Source organism: Rhodococcus sp. WS1, from assembly GCF_003797745.1.
Classification (GTDB): Bacteria; Actinomycetota; Actinomycetes; order Mycobacteriales; family Mycobacteriaceae; genus Rhodococcus_F; species Rhodococcus_F erythropolis.
This window is the reverse complement of the sequence record NZ_RKLZ01000001.1, coordinates 134,553-155,941: the sequence shown is the minus strand read 5'-3', so window position 1 is coordinate 155,941 and position 21,389 is coordinate 134,553. Positions and strand designations below refer to the sequence as shown.

18 protein-coding genes are annotated in these 21,389 nt (G+C 63.9%); 7 read left to right on the top strand and 11 right to left on the bottom strand.

The window, feature by feature from the left end; translation table 11 throughout:
- Positions 1–76: 76 nt before the first annotated feature.
- The gene (locus EEB12_RS00740; RefSeq protein ID WP_020907776.1) at positions 77–433 is read right to left on the bottom strand and encodes a hypothetical protein; all 357 of its coding nucleotides are present in this window, start codon (positions 431–433) and stop codon (positions 77–79) included.
- Between the two features lie 189 nt (positions 434–622).
- Between EEB12_RS00740 and EEB12_RS00735 the strand changes: the two genes are divergently transcribed.
- Positions 623–961, top strand: coding sequence for an RNA polymerase-binding protein RbpA (locus EEB12_RS00735; protein ID WP_019748472.1), 339 nt, complete (start codon positions 623–625; stop codon positions 959–961).
- 358 nt (positions 962–1,319) lie between these two features.
- Here the strand turns inward: EEB12_RS00735 and EEB12_RS00730 are convergent, their stop codons facing one another.
- The 6 genes from EEB12_RS00730 to EEB12_RS00705 form a co-directional block, all read right to left on the bottom strand.
- Positions 1,320–2,498: a PrsW family intramembrane metalloprotease gene (locus EEB12_RS00730; RefSeq protein WP_019748474.1), complete on the bottom strand. Its 1,179-nt coding sequence runs from the start codon at positions 2,496–2,498 to the stop codon at positions 1,320–1,322.
- Positions 2,495–3,148: a hypothetical protein gene (locus EEB12_RS00725; protein WP_241896109.1), complete on the bottom strand. Its 654-nt coding sequence runs from the start codon at positions 3,146–3,148 to the stop codon at positions 2,495–2,497. Before EEB12_RS00725 ends, EEB12_RS00730 begins: the two co-directional genes overlap by 4 nt.
- A 136-nt stretch (positions 3,149–3,284) precedes the next feature.
- Positions 3,285–4,115, bottom strand: a complete 831-nt coding sequence (locus tag EEB12_RS00720; protein WP_080910378.1) for a hypothetical protein — start codon at positions 4,113–4,115, stop codon at positions 3,285–3,287.
- Positions 4,116–4,207: 92 nt separating this feature from the next.
- Entirely contained in the window at positions 4,208–5,776 is a 1,569-nt protein-coding gene (gene lnt, locus EEB12_RS00715) for an apolipoprotein N-acyltransferase (RefSeq protein ID WP_141487848.1), read from the bottom strand.
- Positions 5,777–5,813: 37 nt separating this feature from the next.
- Complete coding sequence (locus EEB12_RS00710) at positions 5,814–7,448, bottom strand: amidohydrolase (RefSeq protein ID WP_021333480.1); 1,635 nt, start codon at positions 7,446–7,448, stop codon at positions 5,814–5,816.
- A 12-nt stretch (positions 7,449–7,460) separates the two neighbouring features.
- Positions 7,461–8,021 (bottom strand): FxsA family protein, encoded by a 561-nt coding sequence (locus tag EEB12_RS00705; RefSeq protein ID WP_003944915.1) that lies wholly within the window; start codon positions 8,019–8,021, stop codon positions 7,461–7,463.
- 250 nt (positions 8,022–8,271) lie between these two features.
- Here EEB12_RS00705 and EEB12_RS00700 point away from each other — a divergent pair, with 250 nt between their 5' ends.
- A complete protein-coding gene (locus tag EEB12_RS00700; RefSeq protein WP_037134396.1) occupies positions 8,272–8,931 on the top strand; it encodes a hypothetical protein in 660 nt (219 codons plus the stop codon).
- A gap of 37 nt (positions 8,932–8,968) precedes the next feature.
- Here EEB12_RS00700 and EEB12_RS00695 read toward each other — a convergent pair whose 3' ends face one another.
- Together EEB12_RS00695 and EEB12_RS00690 are read right to left on the bottom strand one after the other, a co-directional pair.
- Complete coding sequence (locus tag EEB12_RS00695) at positions 8,969–9,628, bottom strand: response regulator (protein ID WP_003945024.1); 660 nt, start codon at positions 9,626–9,628, stop codon at positions 8,969–8,971.
- A gap of 57 nt (positions 9,629–9,685) precedes the next feature.
- Entirely contained in the window at positions 9,686–10,849 is a 1,164-nt protein-coding gene (locus EEB12_RS00690; RefSeq protein ID WP_181447555.1) for a sensor histidine kinase, read from the bottom strand.
- Positions 10,850–10,887: 38 nt separating this feature from the next.
- Between EEB12_RS00690 and EEB12_RS00685 the strand changes: the two genes are divergently transcribed.
- The 4 genes from EEB12_RS00685 to EEB12_RS00670 are packed head-to-tail and all read left to right on the top strand — an operon-like array spanning position 10,888 to position 15,466.
- Positions 10,888–11,655, top strand: a complete 768-nt coding sequence (locus tag EEB12_RS00685; protein WP_019748481.1) for a TSUP family transporter — start codon at positions 10,888–10,890, stop codon at positions 11,653–11,655.
- Positions 11,656–11,685: 30 nt separating this feature from the next.
- The gene (locus tag EEB12_RS00680; protein WP_029538132.1) at positions 11,686–13,206 is read left to right on the top strand and encodes a TldD/PmbA family protein; all 1,521 of its coding nucleotides are present in this window, start codon (positions 11,686–11,688) and stop codon (positions 13,204–13,206) included.
- Positions 13,203–14,561, top strand: coding sequence for a metallopeptidase TldD-related protein (locus EEB12_RS00675; protein WP_141487260.1), 1,359 nt, complete (start codon positions 13,203–13,205; stop codon positions 14,559–14,561). The genes EEB12_RS00680 and EEB12_RS00675 overlap by 4 nt, the downstream gene beginning before the upstream one ends.
- Positions 14,561–15,466: a TIGR01777 family oxidoreductase gene (locus EEB12_RS00670; RefSeq protein WP_141487259.1), complete on the top strand. Its 906-nt coding sequence runs from the start codon at positions 14,561–14,563 to the stop codon at positions 15,464–15,466. The genes EEB12_RS00675 and EEB12_RS00670 overlap by 1 nt, the downstream gene beginning before the upstream one ends.
- Positions 15,467–15,471: 5 nt before the next feature.
- Here EEB12_RS00670 and EEB12_RS00665 read toward each other — a convergent pair whose 3' ends face one another.
- Positions 15,472–15,852: a PPOX class F420-dependent oxidoreductase gene (locus EEB12_RS00665; protein WP_065455754.1), complete on the bottom strand. Its 381-nt coding sequence runs from the start codon at positions 15,850–15,852 to the stop codon at positions 15,472–15,474.
- 203 nt (positions 15,853–16,055) lie between these two features.
- Between EEB12_RS00665 and EEB12_RS00660 the strand changes: the two genes are divergently transcribed.
- Positions 16,056–17,711, top strand: coding sequence for a GMC oxidoreductase (locus EEB12_RS00660; protein WP_020907786.1), 1,656 nt, complete (start codon positions 16,056–16,058; stop codon positions 17,709–17,711).
- 39 nt (positions 17,712–17,750) lie between these two features.
- On the opposite strand, the gene cobN is transcribed toward EEB12_RS00660, so the two are convergent.
- Entirely contained in the window at positions 17,751–21,371 is a 3,621-nt protein-coding gene (gene cobN, locus EEB12_RS00655; protein ID WP_029538136.1) for a cobaltochelatase subunit CobN, read from the bottom strand.
- Positions 21,372–21,389: the final 18 nt, after the last annotated feature.

Below are 21,389 nucleotides of genomic sequence, written 5' to 3'. Positions count from 1 at the left end.
TCGTCGTCAGGCGTCAGGCGCACCGCAGTGCTGCGGTGCTCAACGCAAGGCTAGAAACCGGTTGCCCACACCTGCTTCACCGGAAACGTTCGGCTTCTCGGGCAAGTTCGGTCAACCGTTCACACAACTGTGCGAGTTCCGAACTTTCGGCTCCCTCGGCAACAGCAGTCGCCACATCTTCGGCGGCGCAGCGAACCTCGAACATCCGATCCACCAGTTCGACGGCCTCGACGGCGGTCAAGATGACGGCGTCAGCCGGGATCGTCGTGCCCTTGACGGCATTGCGCTGCTCGTACGCGCGCTGGCGACAAGACTGGCTGCAGTACCGGCGACGACGACCCACTCCCGTCACCGCGACCTCGCGGCCGCACCACACACACGGGTTTCCGGAACGCGCAGTCTGCGGTGATCCGACGCGTGTGCTCTCAGCCATGAGTCGACACTGTACTCGAGATTCGGACGCCTTCGATGAACGCGCGCGGTACCCGGTAAGATGGAGAGGTTGCGTCTTCTCGCCACACGGGAACCAATCGGGTGCTCGTGGCGTTGTAGATGAGTGTGAGCGTCTACTCCCCAAGTCAGGGCGCCCACCAGCGGTGACGAACGAAGAGAGGACACCACCATGGCAGATCGCGTACTTCGAGGTAGCCGTCTCGGAGCTGTGAGCTACGAGACCGACCGTGACCATGACCTCGCGCCCCGTCGAATGGCCAAGTACAAGTGCGAGAACGGCGAGATCTTCGACATCCCGTTCGCGGACGAAGCCGAGATCCCCGGCACCTGGTTGTGCCGCAACGGCCTCGAAGGCGCCCTCATGGAGGGAACTGCCCCCGAAGCCAAGAAGGTCAAGCCTCCCCGCACCCACTGGGACATGCTGCTCGAGCGTCGCTCGGTCGAGGAACTCGAAGAGCTCCTCAAAGAGCGTCTCGATTTGCTGAAGGCCAAGCGTCGCGGCGCATGAACTAGCACTTCGATCAAGACCGTCCGGTTCTACACCGGGCGGTCTTTCTCGTTCTACGGGGAGTGATCGTTCACAAGTCGACGTCATACTTCGGCCCTTCTTCGACGTGGCAACTTCAGGATGCTTCGCGGTCCTCAAAGGCACTTCAGGACAACGTCATTCAGCATCCAGGCGCACTCGCGAGCCGACAGTGCGCGGATTCGCGATTCGCGCTGGAGAACCATCGGCACTGCTTCGTGCACCAGTGTGAGCTGTATCCCCCACCCCGCGACACACCAAACTTCGGTACCCCACTCACGCCGACTGGGGTGTGGGTAAATGACTTACGGTGCTGAACGGTACTTCCGCTACTTCGCGGTCATCGATCGATGCTCTGTGCCGCGGTTCCTTGGCGGAGGCGGGTGATTTCGTTGCGTGATTCGACGACCTGGGAGCTGTCGTCGCCCTTGCTGACAGCAAGGTCGCTGCACAGATCCAGCGCGGCACGAACGATATGTCGTCGTTGGCGACGTTCGGTGCGAGTGGGTGCGGCTTTCGCGTAAGTGCGTTGTTGTCGCCATCCGCCGGCGGCTGTCACCTCGGCGTCGGTCAGGACGCCGGACTCGATTTCCGGGGCGAGAATGTCACGGACGAAGTGGGACTCACGTGGGTGCGCCCAGACGAACGCGATCCACAAGGCAGTGAAAGCGAAGACGATGTCGCCGATCATGATGACGAACACGAGCGAACTGCTGCCGCCGGCGATCGCGAGCATCGAATCCCACACGCCGTGGATCAGGATGGGTGCCACGATCAACGCCAATCCGCGTCCGATCCGCCGGGGCTGGGCCGGGGTGCCGATCAGATAGATCACGCCGGCGCAGAAAAGGGCTGTAAAGAGGGGATGAGAGACGATGTCGGAGTAGGTGCGGGTGGCGATGGAACCGATCAGGCCGTCGGTTTGGTGGGCGCCGAAGCCCTGCGTCGCGCCGGCAATCGAGTAAAGAAAGTCTTCGCTGGTCTGAAATCCCAAGCCGATGAAAGCGCCGAGGAGCAGGCCGTCGGTTGCGGTGCGCACCAGTCGCGGTGCAAGCGCGAGGAGGACGACGATGCCGATGCCTTTGGCGGTTTCCTCCACGAACGGTGCAGAGAGGCCCGCATGCCAGTCCTGAGCCCATACCTGCCCGAAAATCTTCGTGTAGAGCGAGCCGACTGCTCCGTTCGCGGGTACTGCGATAGTGAACGTTGCTGCGGTGGCGCCCCAGATGAAGCCGGTGACCACTAGTCCTACGGGTTGGCGTTCGTAGCGGTCGATGTGCCGGAACCACCATGTCCAGACCGCGGCGCTGATGATGCCGACGATGCCGGCAACGAGGAGTGCGCGCCCGAAGTATCCGGCGAAGGGGGCGAACATCTGCCAGCCTTTGACGAGGCCGAATCCGCACATCCACAGGTATATCCAGAACACGACGTTGCGTGGTTGGAAGAAGTGAAATTTCTCGCCCCAGGCCGTCGTATCGAATGCGCGGGAGCGGGTTTCGAGGAGATCGCTGCTCACTTGGTGTCTCCCTCATGTGTGCCGATGGAGGCGATCATGTCGGTGATTTCTCGACTGCGGGCGGCGATCTGATCGGGTGGGCCGACTACCTGTACCCGAATTCCCTCGCCGTCGGTGACGAATGTGGTCACCGATCCGGCGGACCGCGGAGTGTCAAAGCTGACCTGGACGCCGCTCAGACCCCCGTCGGTGCTGATCGGCTGGCGTGTACCGGAGACCGCAAGCACGGAACTGCCGTTCGTCGCAAGACTCACGGCATCTGTTTGGGAGAGGAGCTCGTCGGCAGTTCCACTGAATGTGTCGGCGTCGACGCTCACGGTGACGGTGCCGCCGGTCAACGTCACACGTGGGAGCGAATCGGACGCGCCATGTTGGTCGGTTCGGAAACCACTCTCGACATTCCAGCCCGCAGGTGCGGCGAAGGAGACCGTTTCGGTCACGGCCATTCGGTCTCCGGCGCCGGTTGGATCTTCGGAGGAGACAGCGGAATCGATGGCGGGCACGATCACGGTCCAGAGCATCCACACCCCCAAGATCGCGAGGGCGTGTGGGAAGACGCGTGTGTCGAGTCCGAGGAAGCGGTGATCCGCTGGTGGACGTCGTCCGTGTATGGGCTCGTGCTTGTGTGCAGTACTCGAAATAACGCTCAATTTCCCTCGTTTCCATTGCACGGCAGGTGCACTGACTATCGCAGAAACGGACAAATTCCGTGCATCAGCCGGCACCTGCCGGTCATCGAGACGATCGTGCACCAAGTTCCCGTCGGCGCGAGATCACCGAGAGCTCCTAGTCGACGGTGAACCGTCGCATCGCCAGATGTCCGAACACGCCGACCAGAATCAACGTAACGCCTGCGGTCACGGAAACGGAGTCGGTCACCAACCCCGCGATGCCGGTCACGGCTACGAACACCGGCAAAAAGTCGAACAGCCTGAAAATCGACTGCGGTGGTTCGGTTTCGAGGCCCTGAGCCTGAGCGGCCTTGTTCGGCGCATACTCGGGGTACCACTCGGTGAAGGAGATCGCGAAGAAGGTTCCGAGCAACTGCAGAATCCATCCGGTCCAGAAGTTGTCTCCGTCGTGCAGCAGTGCGTCTCCGAACAGGCCCACTGCGGCCGACCATGTGAAGGCGAGCGCCCACACTGCGGTGATGACGTAGTTGATGCGCAGAAACAGTGGCGTCGTCCAATACTCTTCAGGCGTCGACTCTTTCGCGTACTGCAAAGTGAAAGGATTGCGGAGCAGGATCGATCCGAAGGCAAAGACCACCAGCGCGATGTTGGTCAGTTCGCCTCCCCAGAGTTCGAACCACCGAATCGTGTTCGCCGACGCGAGGAGGCCGATGGCCGCCAGAACGCCGAAGAACACGACGTCGAAGACCTCCAACAGCTTCACCGTGCCGCCGCGCCGGTGACTGGCCGCCAAGATCAGCAGCGACAACCCGAGCGCGGCGGCCGCGGATTCCTCGAACCTTCCCGGTCCGGAGAGCAAGGACAGCAGGATCCACGGTGACAGCCCCGCGAGCGGTGACTGCAGCACCGCGTCGACGACACTGGTCTTGCGAACTGCAGTCTGGGGCTCGGTCTTCTCAGGCTCGGTTTTGTCTGGCTCGGTCACAGGAGGCCGCCTTTACGCAGGAACGGGTGGCACAGCGAGTACCCGCGTAGGCGCCCCTCGGAACATCGGCAGCCCGATATCCGTTGCTCGGGTCAGATTGCCGCAGTCTCCTCAGGCGATTGCTCGGCCCGATCTCGGCGCCGGGCTACCAGCGCCATGGCAATCGCACCGACCGCGATGATGCTGAGCACGATCTCCGGCGCCGGACCTACTCGGGTAGCGAGGGTGGAGCTGGTCGAGAGCGGCACCTTGGCCACAAGTGCCGCCGGCACGAACAGGTCGGTCTGCGAAGTCACTGCCCCGTCGGGAGCGATGATGGCGCTGACACCACTGGTTGCGGCCACAACGACGGCACGGCCGTGCTCGACTGCCCGCACACGGGACATTGCCAGCTGCTGATACGTCATCTCGGTGTCCCCGAAGGTGGCGTTGTTGGTCGGTACTGCCAGCAGCTGCGCACCATTGCGCACCGATTCCTGGAACGCCCGGTCGAACGCAACCTCGTAACAAGTCGCGACGCCGATCGGTACACCCGCTGCTTGGACAACGCCGTTGCCCTCGCCGGGCACGAAATTGCCCGCACGATCGGCGTACGAGGAGAAGTTCCGGAAGAAGCTTCGGTATGGCAGGTATTCACCGAACGGCTGGATGATCTTCTTGTCGTGCTGTTCCTGAGGACCATTGGCGCCGTCCCACACGATCACTGAATTGGTGGTCGTACGATCGGCATTCACGAGTACGGTGCCGACAAGAATCGGGGCTCCGATCGCTTCGGAGGCTCGGGTGATGTCGGCCGCGGCATCGGCGTTTCGCAGGGGGTCGATGTCCGAGGCATTTTCCGGCCAGATCACGACGTCAGGCTGATCGACGCGGCCCGCGTCCACCTCGGCTGCCAGTTTCACGGTTTCGGTGACGTGGTTGTCGAGGACCTGCTTTCGTTGCGAGTTGAAGTCCAAGCCCAACCGCGGAACGCTGCCCTGGATCGCGGCGACGGTGATCGTTCGGTCGCCGGAATCCATGGTGGCAAGAAACGGCGACACCACGAGAGCAACGATCACGGGCACGATGGCGGCGGCAACGGCTCCGAAGAATCCTCGGTCCCATCGTTTTGCCGCGACAGCGACGACGACTGCTGCCAAGCCGGTACCGGTCAGGGCCACCGCGAAGCTGAGCAGCGGCGCACCGCCGATACTCGCGAGTGGGAGGAGCCACCCTTCGGATTGACCGAATGCGAGCCTGCCCCAAGGAAATCCGCCGAAAGGGACGCTGGAACGAAGCCACTCGGTAAGCGTCCAGGTCGCGGCAATCCACAAAGGTGCCCAAGGCAACCTCGCCACCAGTACCGCCAGCAACCCGAACAGTCCGATGAACAACGACTCCACCGCGGCCAACGCGATCCACGGGACCGCGCCCACGAACACACCGATCCACGGAAGCAACGGCACCAGGAATCCGAGACCGGCCAGGTACCCGTAACCGAAGCCGGCACGAAGACGCAATCCGCCTCGACCGAAGTTCGTCAACACGCACGTCAGAAGAGCGATCCCGACTGGCGCCAGAAACCACAGCGGACGAGGTGGGAACCCGGCGAAGATCAAGAATCCGCCTGCGGCTGCGTACAGCGAACGTAGCCATGCCGAACCGGTGAGCACAGCGCTCACGCGGGAGCGATCACTGCTGGGCGCCTCTGCGCCGGCCTCACTCACTCGTCGAGCCGCGCTGGTAGACGACGCGTCCGCGATGCACCGACTTGATGCAGACCGGAATCGGCGCATCTTCCGCCAGCCTGGGCAGAGCGGGTACTCGCGAGCGCGGATCGGTAGACCATCGCTGAACCGAATCGGCCGGTGCACTGACTTCGAGTTCGCCTGCCGCCCACAACACGTAGGAGGCGGGTGCACCCGGATTGAGCGTTCCCGCGGCGCCGTCCCGCACTCCGCCCGCGCGCCAGGCGCCGCGCGTTGCGGCGGAGAAGGCCGCACGCGGTGAGATTCCACTTCCGTCGGTGCGGTGCTGGACAGCGGCGCGCAGCATCGCCCACGGCTCGATGGGGGTGACCGGGGCATCGGAGCTGAATGCGAGTGAGACACCCTTACCGGCAGCAGGTGCAAACGGATTCAACGCTGCTGCGCGGTCGACTCCCAGGCGCGTGGCGTACAGACCGTCGGTACCGCCCCACAGTGCGTCGAACACCGGCTGGACGCTCGCGATGACACCCAAGGCCGCGAAGGTTTCCGCGTCGGCCATCGACATCATTTCCGCGTGCTCGAGGCGGTGACCCAACGCGGCGACCTTGGGGCCACCCAGTTCGTCGGCGACCTTGCGGAACGCGGCCGCTGCCGACGAGACGGCACCGTCGCCGATGGCATGGAAGCCGGCCTGGACACCCGCGAGGGTGCAGGCCCGGATGTGTGCGGCGATCGCGTCGACGTCGAGATAGGCGTTGCCCGTCGAATCAGGTTGGTCTGCATAGGGTTCGAGCAGCCACGCGGTATGCGAACCGAGCGAACCGTCGATGAAGAGATCCCCGCCGAGTCCGTCTGCTCCGGTTTTGTCGAGGAGTGCACGAGCATCCTCTTCGGTGTCGACGCGCTCACCCCAGTAGCCCCGAACCTCCACTCCGTGGTCGTGGGCCAGTAGTTCCTGGAAATCGGTCAGTCCCGAGATGTCCGGTCCGCCGCACTCGTGCACTGCGACGATCCCGCGGGAGGCGCACAGATCGAGCGCCGCGGTACGAGCAGACGCGCGCTGAGATTCGGTCAGCAGGTTCCGAGCCGCATTGCGCGCCAGGTGGTGTGCGTCGAAGGTCAGCGGGCCGTCGGCCGAGTATCCGGCAGTGTCGGCGAGGCCGGAGATCCCGTCGCGCAATGCGCTCGAGCACGCGGCCGAGTGAACGTCGATCCGCGAGAGATACACCTTGCGGCCAGGGGCAGCCGCGTCGAGATCCGCGGTCGAGGGCGGCGTCTGATCTGCCCACTCGGTGTCGTCCCAACCATGTCCCCAGATGACTGCGTCGGGATGGGCAGTTTCGGGGTTTGCCGCTGCGAATGTTCGTACTCGCGAGAGGCATTCGTCCAGTGAGTTCGCGCCCACGAGATCCAGACCGACGAGATTGAGTCCCAATGCAGTGATGTGGACGTGGGTGTCGACGAACCCGGGAGTGACAAACGCACCGCCCAGGTCTTCGATCTCCGCGGCGGGGTGCAACGCCCGTCCGGCGCGCTCGTCGCCGACCCACACGACGGTGCCGTCGGTGATGGCGATCGAGGTCGCGTCAGGTGCAAATGAACTGTAGATCCGGCCGTTGACCAGCAGACGAGTAGTCACGAGCACCCAGTCTGCCTGTTAGTACTGCGGCCCCCGCGAACGGGTGGGTGTATCCGTGTCCAGAATCTCACCCTCGAGGACGAGTTCCTTGCCGTTGCTTGCTACGTACTCGGTGGTTTCGGGTGTCTCGACGATGATCTCGCCGTCGATCACCTCGCCGTTTCCGCGCATGCGCGCCGCGTAGCCGACGGTTCCGGCGAAGGCGTCACCACCGGCGGCAAATGCTGCTGCGCGCTTGCCTGCCAGGAGCACCGCAAGCGGGCGGAGCGCCCACCGGGTCGGCGGAATCAGAAGCAGAAGGCCCAGAACCGAAGTCACGAGTCCGGGTACGAACATCAACGCGGAGCCCGCCGCGACCAAGGCGCCGTCGGCGACCGCCAGTGACGGCGATCCCTCACCCCTCGTTGCCTTGCGGAATCCGTCCATGACTCGTCGCCACTGTGAACGCATGAGGATCAATCCGACAAGCGAACCGGCGAGAAACAGCAGCACTGTCCAGGCGACACCGATGGCGTTGCCCACGATGACCAATGCGGCGATCTCGACGATCACGTAGAGGAGGAATACGGCGGCGATCATGACGTCCCCTTTCAGACGGTCTATCCGTTCAACGCTCGAGGGGCCGGATTTTCTCCCGACAACGACTCAGAGGTGCAAAACAGGCGAGTGCCGTGAGTCACACGGGCTTTCTCTCGCGCACGTGCGACTTGCCTGGCGTTAACTAACGCTCCGCTAACGATTCTAAACCTCAAGTTGACGTTGAGACTATGCGCGTGGTCAAGTCACTTCGGGCCGCATTTCCCGGCCTCATGAAATGAAGGAGCCCGACATGAGCCGACTCCCCGGCAAGACACTCGCCCGACGCATTCCCGCTGCCATCGCCGGCACTGCCGCCGTCGTGGCACTCACGGCCGGCAGCACGATGATCAGCGCGGGAACCGCGGCCGCAGAACCGGTAGTACCCGAAGGAATTGCCGCGCTGATCGCGCAGGCCGCAGCCATCTCCCCCGAAGCCTCTGCTGCTGTTCAGCAGTTGATCGGCACGGCAGGCGCTGATCAGATCACGACCGCCCTCGATCTCCCGGACGTCGGCGTCACCAAGCCGCAGTCGTTCATGTACCCCGCACCGACGGTCGGGTGTGGCGTGGCCGGTGAACCTGTCACCGTCACCCTCAGCTCCGCACAGGCCGGTCCGAACTTCCCGTTGCCGCCGTGGGTCGAGGCCGACCATCTCCGGTTCCAGGCAATCCCGGGTTACGTCGGCATACCCAAGACCTCAGGGTTGAGTGTTGCCTGGATCAACGTCGGCACCTTCAAGGGTGGCATCGTCCCGTTGGACGAGAAGTTGCCCGTACTCGATACGCCGTTGCTCTCGAAGGTCGTCGACACCGGCGACGGCAAGGTGTTTGCCGCTCTGTTCGGCAATGTCGATTACGCAGACGGGAAGACCTGCATCGTGCTGCCAACAGTGGGCGCTTTTGATGCCTGAGCAGAGCGAAACGCTCGCTGCATGACAGGCGGCTGGCCTACGCGCCCGGAGTTACCAGTCCGGTCTCGTAGGCCAGCACCACCGCCTGCACACGATCACGCAGATCGAGTTTGGTCAGAATGCGTCCGACGTGCGACTTGATCGTCGATTCGGACAGGTACAGCTGCTGTGCGATCTCGATGTTCGACAGTCCCGTGGCCACGTGCCCGAGGACTTCGCGTTCGCGTTCGGTCAGGACGTCGAGAACCACCGGATCGCGTCGCGGCGCCGGACCGTCCACGATGAACCTCGACAGCAGACGACGTGTCACCTTCGGGGAAACAACCGCATCACCGGCCGCCACGCTGCGGATAGCCGACACGAGGTCCTCGGGCGGGGTGTCTTTGAGAAGAAACCCACTCGCTCCGGCACGCAGGGCGCCGAGCGCGTGTTCGTCCAGGTCGAACGTCGTCATGACCAGGACCCTGGATTCGATCCCGGAGGCAAGAATCTGCTCCGTCGCTTTCACACCGTCGACAATCGGCATCCGCACATCCATCAACACGACGTCAGGCTTCAGCGCTACCGCCGCTGCGACCGCCGCGGCTCCGTCACCGGCCTCACCGATGACCGAGATGTCCTCATGTGCTTCGAGCACCATGTTCAGGCCCATCCGCATGAGTTCCTGGTCGTCGACTAGCAGCACGGTGATGGGCACGGCGTAAACCTATCGGGCCTGAGACGTCGGTGCCAATGCGATTGCGGCGAGCCGGTATCAATCGTGGATCTCGAGCGGCAACTCTGCGTACACACGCCAACTGCCGTCGGGGCGTCGTCCCGTCTCGAGTGTCCCGTGCAGTACCGCCACCCGCTCACGCATGCCGACCAATCCGTTGCCCGAACCGTGAGCGAAGGTCGAGCTCGACGTTCCGTTGTCGACGACCTCGAGCAGTACCGCGGTCTCGGTGCGGCGCACGGTGACCCGGGCCTTCGGGTTCGCGCCGGCGTGGCGGAGGACATTGGTCAATGATTCCTGAACGAGGCGATGAATGCCCAGGCTGACCGATGGACTGACGTCGTCGAGCTCGCCGGTCAGCTCGAGGCGCACGCCGAGACCGGCAGCACGCATCATCTCGACGACCTTGGCGATGCCGGCCGTTCCGTGTTGCGGCATCAAATCGCTACTGACCTCGGTGCGCAGAAGCGAGACGGTCCGGCGAAGCTCGGCAAGCGCGTCACGTCCGGTGGTGGAGATGTTGCCGAGCGCCTTCTTCGCCAACGCCGGATTGGAATCGACGGCGTACGAGGCGCCGTCCGCCTGAACGATCATCACGCTGACCGCGTGTGCGACGACGTCGTGGAGTTCGCGGGCGATCCGGGTTCTTTCCGTCGCCACCGCATCCTCGGCGCGGCGGTCTCGTTCGTATTCGGCCACTTCGAGTCTGGCGGCCACTTCCTCGTCGTAGGCACGTCGCGCGCTCAAGAACTCGGCGGTGATCCAGGCCAATGCATAGAGCAGCGTCGCGATGATGATCGTCAGGATCACGTCTTGGCGGATGACGAGCAACGAGAAAGTCATGTCCAGGGCAAGGAAGCACGCGAATATCGCCCCGGTACGCCGATCGACGTACGCAACGAGTGTGTAGAGCGAAACTCCGAGCGCCAGCAGGCCTGGATGTTCCGCAGCCGGATCCCCGGTCGCCCACATCATCAGGGTCGCGAAGTACGACATCGACAATATGGACGCAGCGGACACACGCGGATATTTGCGACGCCACACGACGGGAAGGCAGATCAGAAATCCGACGACGAGCTGAGGCCACCGCTCCTCACGCGGCGAACTGACGAACGTGACTACCTCGAGCGCGAAGAACACGAGCGCCAGCGCGCTGTCCGCGATCATCGGCTTTCCTCGCAGCCACAGGCTGAACCTCCGCATGTGCTCAAGAGTGTCACAGCTGTGAAAGAGTCACCGCCGTGGATATTGCTGATTGGGGACTGCTGATGACGGCAGCAACGGCGGCGGGTTGGGTGGACGCCGTCGTCGGCGGCGGCGGATTGATTCTGTTGCCCGCGCTCTTTCTGGTCGCCCCGCAATTGACCCCGCAGGCCGCACTGGCCACCAACAAACTGACGGCATTCACCGGGACGAGTGCTGCGGTGTACACGTTCTCGCGTCGAATCCCGATGGAATGGCGGCAGATGGCGCCGGCAGCCGCCTTGGCTGCGGTGACGTCCGCGTGCGGGGCGGCGGCCGTTTCACTGATCGACAAGAAGTACTTCATTCCGATCGTGATGGTCGTACTCGTCGCTGTCGCCGTCTTCGTGACAATGCGGCCGACGCTGGGCACCACGATCGCCACTCATCGTCCGACGCAGCGCAAGACCGTCCTCGTCCTGCTGCTCTCCGCCGGACTCATCGGGCTTTACGACGGTCTGCTCGGACCCGGCACCGGCACATTCCTCATCATCAGCTTCGCCACCTTCCTCGGAACCGAATTCGTTCGGAGCGCGGCCATGGCGAAGGTGATCAATCTCGGTTCCAATTTCGGCGCGCTCGCCTACTTCGCCGTCACCGGGCATGTCTGGTGGAGTTTGGGTTTGGCGATGGCGGTGTGCAACGTTCTCGGCGCGGTCATCGGTTCGCGGATGGCGCTGAGCAAGGGATCCGGATTCGTCCGGATCACGCTGTTGGTGGTCGTGATCGCCATGGTGATTCGCCTCGGATGGCAGCAGTTCGGTTGAGATCGGCGGTCGTCGGCTAGCGTCGTGTGCGTGACCGTCACCCGAGATGTCGATGCAGATTTCCTCGCCCTCCCGCTGCGAGCCGTCGCTGATGCAGCGCTGTCGGCAGCGAGAACAGCCGGCGCCCAGCACGCCGATGTTCGTGTCCACCGCGTGCTCACACAGTCGATCCGCTTGCGCGACGGCGTAGTTCAGGCGGTGTCCGACGGAGACGAGATCGGGGTCGCCGTCCGCGTGATCGTCGACGGCACGTGGGGATTCGCCTCGCACGCCGAGGTATCCCCTGACGTCGCGGCTGCGCTGGCACGCCAAGCGGTCGAGGTTGCGAAGGCATTACGCTCGCTCAATCGGGATCCGGTCACCCTCGCCGACGAACCCGTCTACGCCGACGCGACGTGGGTGTCCCCGTACCTCGAAGATCCCTTCGCGACACCGACGGCCGACAAGGTAGCGCTGCTGGTCGACTACTCCGGACGGCTTCAAGCCGCTGACGGTGTGGATCACGTCACGGCGAGTGTCCTCCAGGTCAAGGAGCAGACTTTCTACGCGGATCTGGCCGGTTCGTCGATCACCCAGCAACGGGTGCGTCTGCACCCCGAATTCGAGGCGACCGCCGTCGACAAGTCGGCCGGCAGCTTCGAATCGATGCGCACCTTGGCGCCGCCGGTAGGTCGCGGATGGGAGTACCTCGGGGCGCAGAGCACGTGGAACTGGGGCGATGAGCTCGCGCAGATCCCGGAGTGGCTGGCCGAGAAGACGAAGGCACCGACCGTCGAAGCGGGTCCGACCGACCTCGTGATCGATCCGACCAATCTGTGGCTCACGATCCACGAATCCATCGGACACGCCACCGAATACGACCGCGCGATCGGCTACGAAGCGGCCTACGCCGGTACGTCGTTCGCGACGCCGGACAAGCTGGGAACGCTGAAATACGGAACGCCACTCATGCACGTGACCGCCGATCGTAACGAAGAGCACGGCCTGGCCAGCGTCGGATTCGACGACGACGGCGTCGCCTCTCAACGGTGGGATCTGGTGGCAGACGGAACACTGGTCGGGTATCAACTAGACCGCGTGTTCGCGCCGAGGCTGGGGCTGACGCGTTCCAACGGCTGCTCGTACGCCGACTCCGCACATCACGTTCCCATCCAGCGAATGGCCAACGTCTCGCTCTCCCCCGACCCTTCTACGGACACCTCGACCGCAGACCTGATCTCGCGAGTCGAGAACGGCATCTACGTCGTCGGTGACAAGTCCTGGTCGATCGACATGCAGCGCTACAACTTCCAGTTCACCGGTCAGCGGTTCTTCAAGATCCGTGACGGAAAGCTCGACGGTCAGGTACGTGACGTGGCGTATCAGGCGACGACGACGGATTTCTGGGGCTCGATGGAAGCCGTTGGCGGTGAGTCGACCTGGCGCCTGCAGGGCGCATTCAACTGCGGCAAGGCGCAACCCGGTCAGGTTGCGGCGGTCAGCCACGGCTGCCCGTCCGCTCTGTTCCGCGGAGTCAACATCCTCAATACTCGTTCGGAGGCTCAGCAGTGATCGATCCGCAGCAGGTCGTCGAGCGTGCATTGGCCGCGAGGACGGTAGACGAATCGTTGGTGATCGTGACCGATGCGAGTGAGGCGTCGCTGCGGTGGGCCAACAATTCGATGACCACCAACGGAGTTTCGCTGTCCCGGACGTGGACGGTGATCTCGATCGTGCGCGAGGGTGACATCGCGAAGGTGGGCACTGTCAGTTCCAGCAGTGTCGATCCGGAGCAGATTTCCGCACTCGTACAGGCAAGCGAACAGGCTGCGCGCACAGCCACTCCGGCTGACGACGCGTCCGACCTGATCACGCAGTCGGTGGGAGAGACCGACTGGGACCTGCCGGCCGCCCTGACCGACATTGGTGTCTTTGCGCAGTTGGCTGCCGACCTGTCCACGGCCTTCGACGGTGATGACCAGTTGTTCGGCTTCGCTCACCACCAGTTGCACACCACCTGGCTCGGAACTTCGACGGGCGTGCGACGTAGAACGGCTCAGGCCACCGGCTCCGTGGAGATCAACGGCAAGCGCGGCGACGCCAGCGCCTGGGTCGGATCCGGAACTGTCGATTTCACTGACATTTCAGTGCCGAACCTTTTGTCGCAGTTGACCACTCGACTCGATTGGGCGGAAAATTCGGTCAGTCTGCCCGCCGGCCGCTACGAGACGATTCTTCCGCCTTCGGCTGTCGCGGACCTGATGATCTATCTGATGTGGACCATGGAGGGGCGCGGCGCCGAAGAGGGCCACACCGCACTTTCCACCACCGGTGGTACCCGGATCGGCGAGAAGCTCGGATTGCCACTGACACTCACCTCCGACCCCGGCGCCGAGGGCTTGCAGTCCGCGCCGTTCGTGATCACGACATCGTCGAGCGAATCCGTCTCACTGTTCGACAACGGCATGGAGATCGAGCCCGTCGACTGGGTCCGAGACGGGGTTGTCAATGCGCTGGCCTACCCGCGCCACGCTGCACGAGAATTCGGTCGACCTGTCGCAGTTCCCGGCGACAATCTCATCCTGACCGGTGGTGACGACACCTCGATCGAGGACATGATCGCAGGTACCGAGAAGGGTCTACTGCTCACAACCCTCTGGTACATCCGTGAGGTGGATCCGACGACGCTGCTGTTGACCGGACTCACCCGTGACGGGGTGTATTTGATCGAGGACGGCAAGATCGTCGGCGCCGTCAACAACTTCCGTTTCAACGAGAGCCCGCTCGATCTGCTGCGGCGGGTCACCGAGGCTGGACGCACCGAGATCACACTCCCGCGCGAGTGGAAAGACTGGTTCACTCGGACAGCGATGCCGCCGATGCGCATTCCCGACTTCCACATGTCCTCGGTCAGCCAGGCGCAGTGATGACGAAGGTCGTGATCGCCGGCGGTACCGGCGCTCTCGGCCGCCGAATCAGCGACGATCTCGCCGACCGCGGGTATGACGTCGTGGTCCTGACTCGGTCACCGAAACCCGGCAGGCACAGGCAGGTTCAGTGGGACGGTGTCACGGTCGGCGACTGGGCAGGAGAACTCGACGGCGCCGCGGTGATCAACCTCGCCGGCGAGTTGGTCGATCGCCGACCCACCCCGGCAAACATCGCACTGCTCACCAGTTCCCGAGTCGATCCGACCCGCGCACTGGTCGAAGCGTCGAAACTACTGGCGCACCCTGTTCCGGTGTGGATCCAGGCGAGCACGCTCGCAATCTACGGCGACGCCGGAGAGACCCGACTCGACGAGGCTTCCCCACTCGCTGACGGACCACCTCAGATGACCGACGTCGCAAAGGACTGGGAGGCAGCGGTCGAGGGAGCAAACACGTCACGAGTAGTGATCCTGCGAACCAGCGTCGTGTTGGAGAAGGGCACACCGGCGCTCGAGCGACTCCTGTTGCTCGTACGTCTCGGTCTGGGCGGACGCGTTGCGTCAGGTCGACAATGGACAAGTTGGATTCACATCGACGACTGGCTGTCCGTCGTTCGTTGGGCCCTCGAACCCGATTCGGCTGCCTCGGGGGTGGTCATCGCGACTGCCCCGGATCCCGTCCGCAATTCAGAACTGATGGCCGGGCTGCGCAAGCACCTTCACCGGCCACCTGCGCCGCCGACGCCCGCTGTCATGGTCAGATTCGGCGCGTTCCTGCTGCGCAGCGACGCTGCCTTGGGCCTGACGGGTCGTCACGCCGTGTCGAAAGTGCTGACGGACAACGGCTTCCCCTTCACCTATCCGCGGTTCGATTCAGCGTTGGACGATCTGCTCGGCAACTGACGCGGTCAAGCTGCAGTGATGGCAAGTCCGATCGTTCCGGTCTTGCCGCGGCGCAGGAGACTGCCTTTCATGGTGATCCAGCCAAGGATTCCGTAGCGACGCGCGATCGCGTCGCGAGCATGATCGGTGCCCGGTCCGTCGAGGATCTCGGCGACGGCGGCAACCGGTTCACCCTTCGGATTTCCCCGAGCGTCACACGCAGCCACGGTGACTGACGGGTTTCGCCTGATGCGCTTGACCTTGTAGGAATCTGTGACGGTCCACATCAGGAGCTTGTCGCCGTCCGGCGCGGCCCAGAGCGGCGTCGCCACCGGCGTTCCGTCCTTGCGGAAGGTAGTGAGTAGGACGTACTTGGCCTCGGAGACGCGCTTGAAGTCGGAGTTCACTCCTCGAGGATAGGGGCGGGAACCGCTCACTGGACACAGATGAGCCTCGGCGACTATCCGGCGACCTTCCGCAATCGGCTGAAGCATGCCACTTATGCACGTTTTATCCGGTTTCTGTGCGCATTCAACATGCCGTTTCGTCCCCAAACTCCATCTCGAGTTATTCTGAGGCAAATCGTCGAACTGGGGAGTCGAACAAACACATGCAGCGTCGTGACATGCAGCGTCGTGACTTTTTCAAAGCGGCCGGAGTGGGGGCAGCAGTTGCAGCCGCGACACCGCTCATGTCGACCTCGATCAGCCACGCCGCCCCCGCGCCTCTGCGTGCGCTACCGATGGGTGCCGATCACTACCGCGCACTCGTCCCCGAGTTGTTCGTACCCTCGCCCACTCCCCCGGAACATTCCGAAGCCATCGTCATCGGGTCAGGTTTCGGCGCCAGCGCGACCGCTCTCCGGTTGGCGCAGAGCGGCACCCAGGTCACCATCCTCGAACGCGGACTCCGATGGCCGCATGATCCGCAGCGGGAGATTCACACCTCCGACATGCTGGCCGACGGCCGCGGAGTTTTCCGGCGCACATCGTTCACCAACCTCACCGGACTCCCGGTGGTGTGCGACTACTTCAGCGGCGTCCTCGATGCCACCGACTACGAACACATCTCGGTCTGGCGCGGCGCTGCAGTCGGCGGTGGTTCCATCATCTTCACCGGCGTGATGATCGCGCCCGAGCGCCGATTCTTCGACGCAGTCTTCGGCAACTCCCTCGACTACGACGAGATGGCGTCCACCTGGTACCCCAAGGTGCGCCAGATGCTGCGTCTGAGCCCGTTGCCCGAAGACATTTACCAAACCCCGAATTTCGGCCACTCGCGTCGTTGGGATCAGGACGCTCGTCGTGCCGGATTCGATCCGCAGCGGATCGACGGGATCTGGAACTGGGACGTGGTGCGCTCAGAACTTGACGGCCGAACCCGAGCCTCGGCCACTGTCGGTGACAGCAACATGGGAAATTCCAACGGCGCGAAGTTCGACCTCACACAGAACTACATTCCCGCCGCCGAAGCCACCGGACGAGCCACCGTCTGTTACGGACATCAGGTGCTCGCGATCAGTCGCGAACGTGATGGACGCTACGTCGTCGACGTCGAATCGACGGATCCGACGGGTGGCGTTCTGGCCCGGAAGACTCTTACCTGTGACCGTCTGTTCCTCGGCGCCGGTTCGATCGGCACCTCCGAACTGCTGGTACGCGCCCAGGCGACGGGCGCGCTGCCGAACCTCAACGAACACGTCGGTAAGGGCTGGGGAACGAACGGCGACGCCGGGATGGTGCGCTCGTTCGGCTTCAGTGACGGCACTGCGCAAGCCGCACCGTCGGCATCACGCATCGTCGACGAGTCGGGAATGCCACTCTCCCTGGAAAACTGGTACGTCCCCGGCCTACCCGTCAACATCGGCATGCTCGGAACCTTGGGTATGACCCTCGATTCGCAGCGCGCCGACTTCGCCTACGACGGGGGCAACGATCGGGTGGTGCTGAACTGGCCGAAGAACGGCAACGACGCCACCGTCGAGGCCCTGCGCGCCGTCCAGAACAAGATGGCCTTCGCCGGCACCACGCTGCCGTCCGCCTTGCCGTTCGCGAAAGACGTCAATTCCTCGTTCACCGCGCATCCCCTCGGCGGTGCGGTTCTGGGCAAGGCCACTGACGGCTACGGGCGAGTCAAGGGCTACGACGGCCTGTACGTGATGGACGGCGCTGCCATTCCGGGCAGCACCGGCACCGTCAATCCGTCACTGACAATCACTGCTCTGGCGGAGCGGAACATCGCTCAGATCATCAAGTCCGGACGCTGAAACACTTCAGCGCCCGGACCTGCTGATGATTCTCGAGGTTTACTCCCCCTCGAGTTCGCCTTCGGTTTCGAGGTACACCTGACGCAAGCCGTCGAGTGTCTTCTGCTCGGGGTGCTCCCACATGTTGCGCTCGGCGGCTTCGAGGAGCCGCTCGGCGATTCCGTGTAGTGCCCACGGATTGGATTGCGTCATGAACTTCTGGTTCTGCTCGTCCAGAACGTAGGTCTCGGCGAGCTTTTCGTACATCCAGTCCGCGACCACGTTGGTGGTGGCGTCGTACCCGAAGAGGTAGTCGACCGTGGCTGCCATCTCGAAGGCACCCTTGTACCCGTGACGGCGCATCGCGTCGAGCCAGCGGGGATTGACCACGCGCGCCCGGAAGACACGTGCGGTCTCTTCCGAAAGTGTGCGTGTGCGAACCGATTCCGGCCTAGTGCTGTCGCCGATATATGCCTCGGGCGACTTTCCGGTCAGCGCGCGCACGGTGGCAACCATGCCGCCGTGGTACTGGAAGTAGTCGTCCGAATCGGCGATGTCGTGCTCACGTGTGTCGGTGTTCTTGGCCGCCACGTTGATTCGACGGTAAGCACTGCGCATGTCGTCAGCTGCCGGGATTCCGTCGAGCCCACGGCCGTACGCGAAGCCGCCCCAGTTGGTGTACACCTCGGCGAGGTCGTCGTCACCGCGCCAGGTCTTGGAGTCGATGAGTTGCAGCAGTCCGGCGCCGTAGGTTCCGGGCTTCGAACCGAAGATACGGGTGGTCGCACGCCTGGCGTCGCCGTGCTCGGCAAGGTCGGCCTGTGCGTGGGCGCGTACGTAGTTCTGCTCGTCCGTCTCGTCCAGTGCCGCGACGAGCTGAACGGCGTCGTCGAGCAGTGCGAGCACGTGCGGGAACGCATCACGGAAGAATCCGGAGATGCGGACGGTGACGTCGATGCGCGGGCGGCCGAGTTCTTCGAGATCGATGACTTCGAGGTTGACGACGCGTCGGCTTGCTTCGTCCCAGACGGGGCGAACACCGAGGAGCGCGAACACTTCGGCGATGTCGTCGCCGGAGGTACGCATGGCGGCGGTTCCCCACACCGACAGACCCACCGAGCGCGGGTATTCGCCGTGATCGGCGAGATAGCGAGCGGCGAGCGACTCGGCCATCGCCTGACCGGTCTCCCATGCCAAGCGTGAAGGAACTGCCTTGGGGTCGACGGAGTAGAAGTTACGACCAGTGGGAAGAACGTTGATCAGGCCGCGGAGCGGTGACCCACTCGGACCCGCGGCGATGAATCCGCCGTCGAGCGCGTGCAGGACCTGCTTGATCTCGTTGTCGGTCTGCCGAAGACGCGGAACCACTTCGGTGGCCGCGAACTGCAGGATCTTCACGACGGTCTCGTCGTCGCTGAGTTGTTCTGCCGCAGCGGGGTTCCAATCGGCGTCGTACATGCCGCGAACCAGTGCGTGCGCCTTTTCCTCGACGTCGTCGACACGGCTGCGCGACTCGTCGCCGTCTTCGCTGAGCCCGAGTGCTTCACGCAAACCGGGGACGCTCTGTTCGCCGCCCCACATCTGACGGGCACGCAGCATGGCGAGGACCAGTTCGATTTCGGCGTCGCCCTGGGGTGCACGGCCGAGAATGTGCAGACCGTCGCGGATCTGGACGTCCTTGATCTCGCACAGCCAACCGTCGACGTGCAGGAGCATGTCGTCGAACACGTCTTCTTCAGGCCGCTCGGCGAGGCCGAGGTCGTGGTCCATCTTGGCGGCACGCATCAGTGTCCAGATCTGCTGGCGAATAGCCGGGAGCTTGGACGGATCGAGTGCGGAAATGTTGGAGTGCTCGTCGAGCAGTTGCTCGAGGCGGGAGATGTCGCCGTAGCTTTCGGCACGGGCCATCGGCGGGATCAGGTGATCGACGAGCGTCGCGTGAGCACGACGCTTGGCCTGTGTTCCCTCGCCCGGGTCGTTGACCAGGAACGGGTAGATCAGCGGCAGGTCGCCGAGCGCTGCGTCGGTGCCGCAGTTGCTGGACATGCCTAGCGTCTTGCCCGGCAACCATTCGAGGTTGCCGTGCTTGCCGAGGTGCACAACGGCGTCGGCGCCGAATCCGCCGTTGTCCGGGGTGGCAGCGATCCAGCGGTAGGCCGCGAGGTAGTGGTGGCTCGGCGGCAGATCCGGGTCGTGGTAGATCGCGACAGGCTTTTCACCGAATCCCCGTGGCGGCTGGACCATGAGGACGATGTTGTTGAATCGCAGTGCCGCGATGACGATTTCGCCGTCCGGATCCTGCGAGCGATCGACGTACAACTCGCCGGGCGCTGTGCCCCAGTGTTCTTCGACTCCGCTGCGCAGTTCCTCGGGCAGGGTGGCGAACCAGTCGCGGTACTTCGCTGCCGAGATGCGGATCGGATTGCCCTCGAGCTGCTCGGCGGTAAGCCAGTCGGGATCCTGTCCGCCGGCCGCGATCAGGGCGTGGATCAGCGCATCGCCGTCCTTGGCTGCCAGGCCGGGAACTGCGTCAGGACCGTCGACCGGACCGAGGTCGTAACCGGCAGAACGCATTTCGGTGAGCAGATCGATTGCACTCGCCGGAGTGTCGAGGCCGACGGCGTTGCCGATACGGGCGTGCTTGGTCGGGTACGCCGAGAGCATCAGAGCAACGCGACGCTGGGTGGTCGGAATGTGGCGAAGCTTGCCGTGACGGACTGCGATGCCGGCGACACGGGCAGCGCGCTCGACATCGGGGACGTACGTGGACAGCCCGTCGGAGTCGATTTCCTTGAAGGAGAACGGGACGGTGATGATGCGACCGTCGAACTCCGGCACCGCCACCTGCGTCGCGACGTCGAGAGGCGACAGTCCGTCGTCGTTCTCGTCCCAGGTGGCGCGGCTACTGGTCAGGCACAGCCCCTGCAGGATCGGGACGTCGAGTGCAGCGAGTGCGGCGACGTCCCAGGCTTCGTCGTCCCCACCAGCGGACGCGGTGGCGGGCTTGGTGCCGCCGGCAGCAAGAACTGTCACGACCATGGCGTCGGCGCGGCGGAGCGTGCTCAGAAGTTCGGCTTCTGCGGTTCGCAGAGATGCGCAGTAGATCGGGAGCGCGGTGCCACCGGCCTCGGCGACCGCGTCGCACAACGCCTGGATATACCGGGTGTTTCCGGCCAAATGCTGGGCGCGGTAGTACAGAACTGCGATGACCGGACCGCTCGCCGAGTCGAGATCGGGCGCGAAATCAGCGATGCCCCAGGAAGGCAGGTGAGCCGGCGGCTCGAAACCGTGGCCGGTGAGCAGGACGGTGTCGGAGAGGAAGTGGTGCAGCTGTGCCAGATTCTGTGTGCCACCCTCAGCCAGGTAGTTGTGCGCCTCGGCAGCAACACCGGCGGAGACCGTCGAGCACTCCATGAGGTCGGCATCCGGCGCGTGCTCGCCGCCGAGAACGACTACGGGGAGTCCGGAGGCGAGGACCATCTCCAAGCCGTCTTCCCAGCTGCGACGGCTGCCGAGGATACGAACGATCACGAGGTCGACGCCGTCGAGCAAGGGCGGCAAGTCCTCCGAGACCAGCAAGCGTGAGGGGTTGGCCCAGCGATAGGAGACGCCGTCGCCGGCTTCCTGGCTGGCGCGGGCGCTCAGCAGATCGGTGTCGGACGTGGAGAGCAGAAGAATCACGGGTGAAGCCTTCCTGGG

Excerpts from the sequence above, each read along its gene's own strand:
- EEB12_RS00705 (WP_003944915.1), bottom strand. The coding sequence starts at position 8,021 with ATGATCGCCGCCGTATTCCTCCTCTACGTGATCGTCGAGATCGCCGCA.
- EEB12_RS00740 (WP_020907776.1), bottom strand. The coding sequence starts at position 433 with ATGGCTGAGAGCACACGCGTCGGATCACCGCAGACTGCGCGTTCCGGA.
- EEB12_RS00735 (WP_019748472.1), top strand. The coding sequence starts at position 623 with ATGGCAGATCGCGTACTTCGAGGTAGCCGTCTCGGAGCTGTGAGCTAC.
- EEB12_RS00700 (WP_037134396.1), top strand. The coding sequence starts at position 8,272 with ATGAGCCGACTCCCCGGCAAGACACTCGCCCGACGCATTCCCGCTGCC.
- EEB12_RS00670 (WP_141487259.1), top strand. The coding sequence starts at position 14,561 with ATGACGAAGGTCGTGATCGCCGGCGGTACCGGCGCTCTCGGCCGCCGA.
- EEB12_RS00660 (WP_020907786.1), top strand. The coding sequence starts at position 16,056 with ATGCAGCGTCGTGACATGCAGCGTCGTGACTTTTTCAAAGCGGCCGGA.
- EEB12_RS00690 (WP_181447555.1), bottom strand. The coding sequence starts at position 10,849 with ATGCGGAGGTTCAGCCTGTGGCTGCGAGGAAAGCCGATGATCGCGGAC.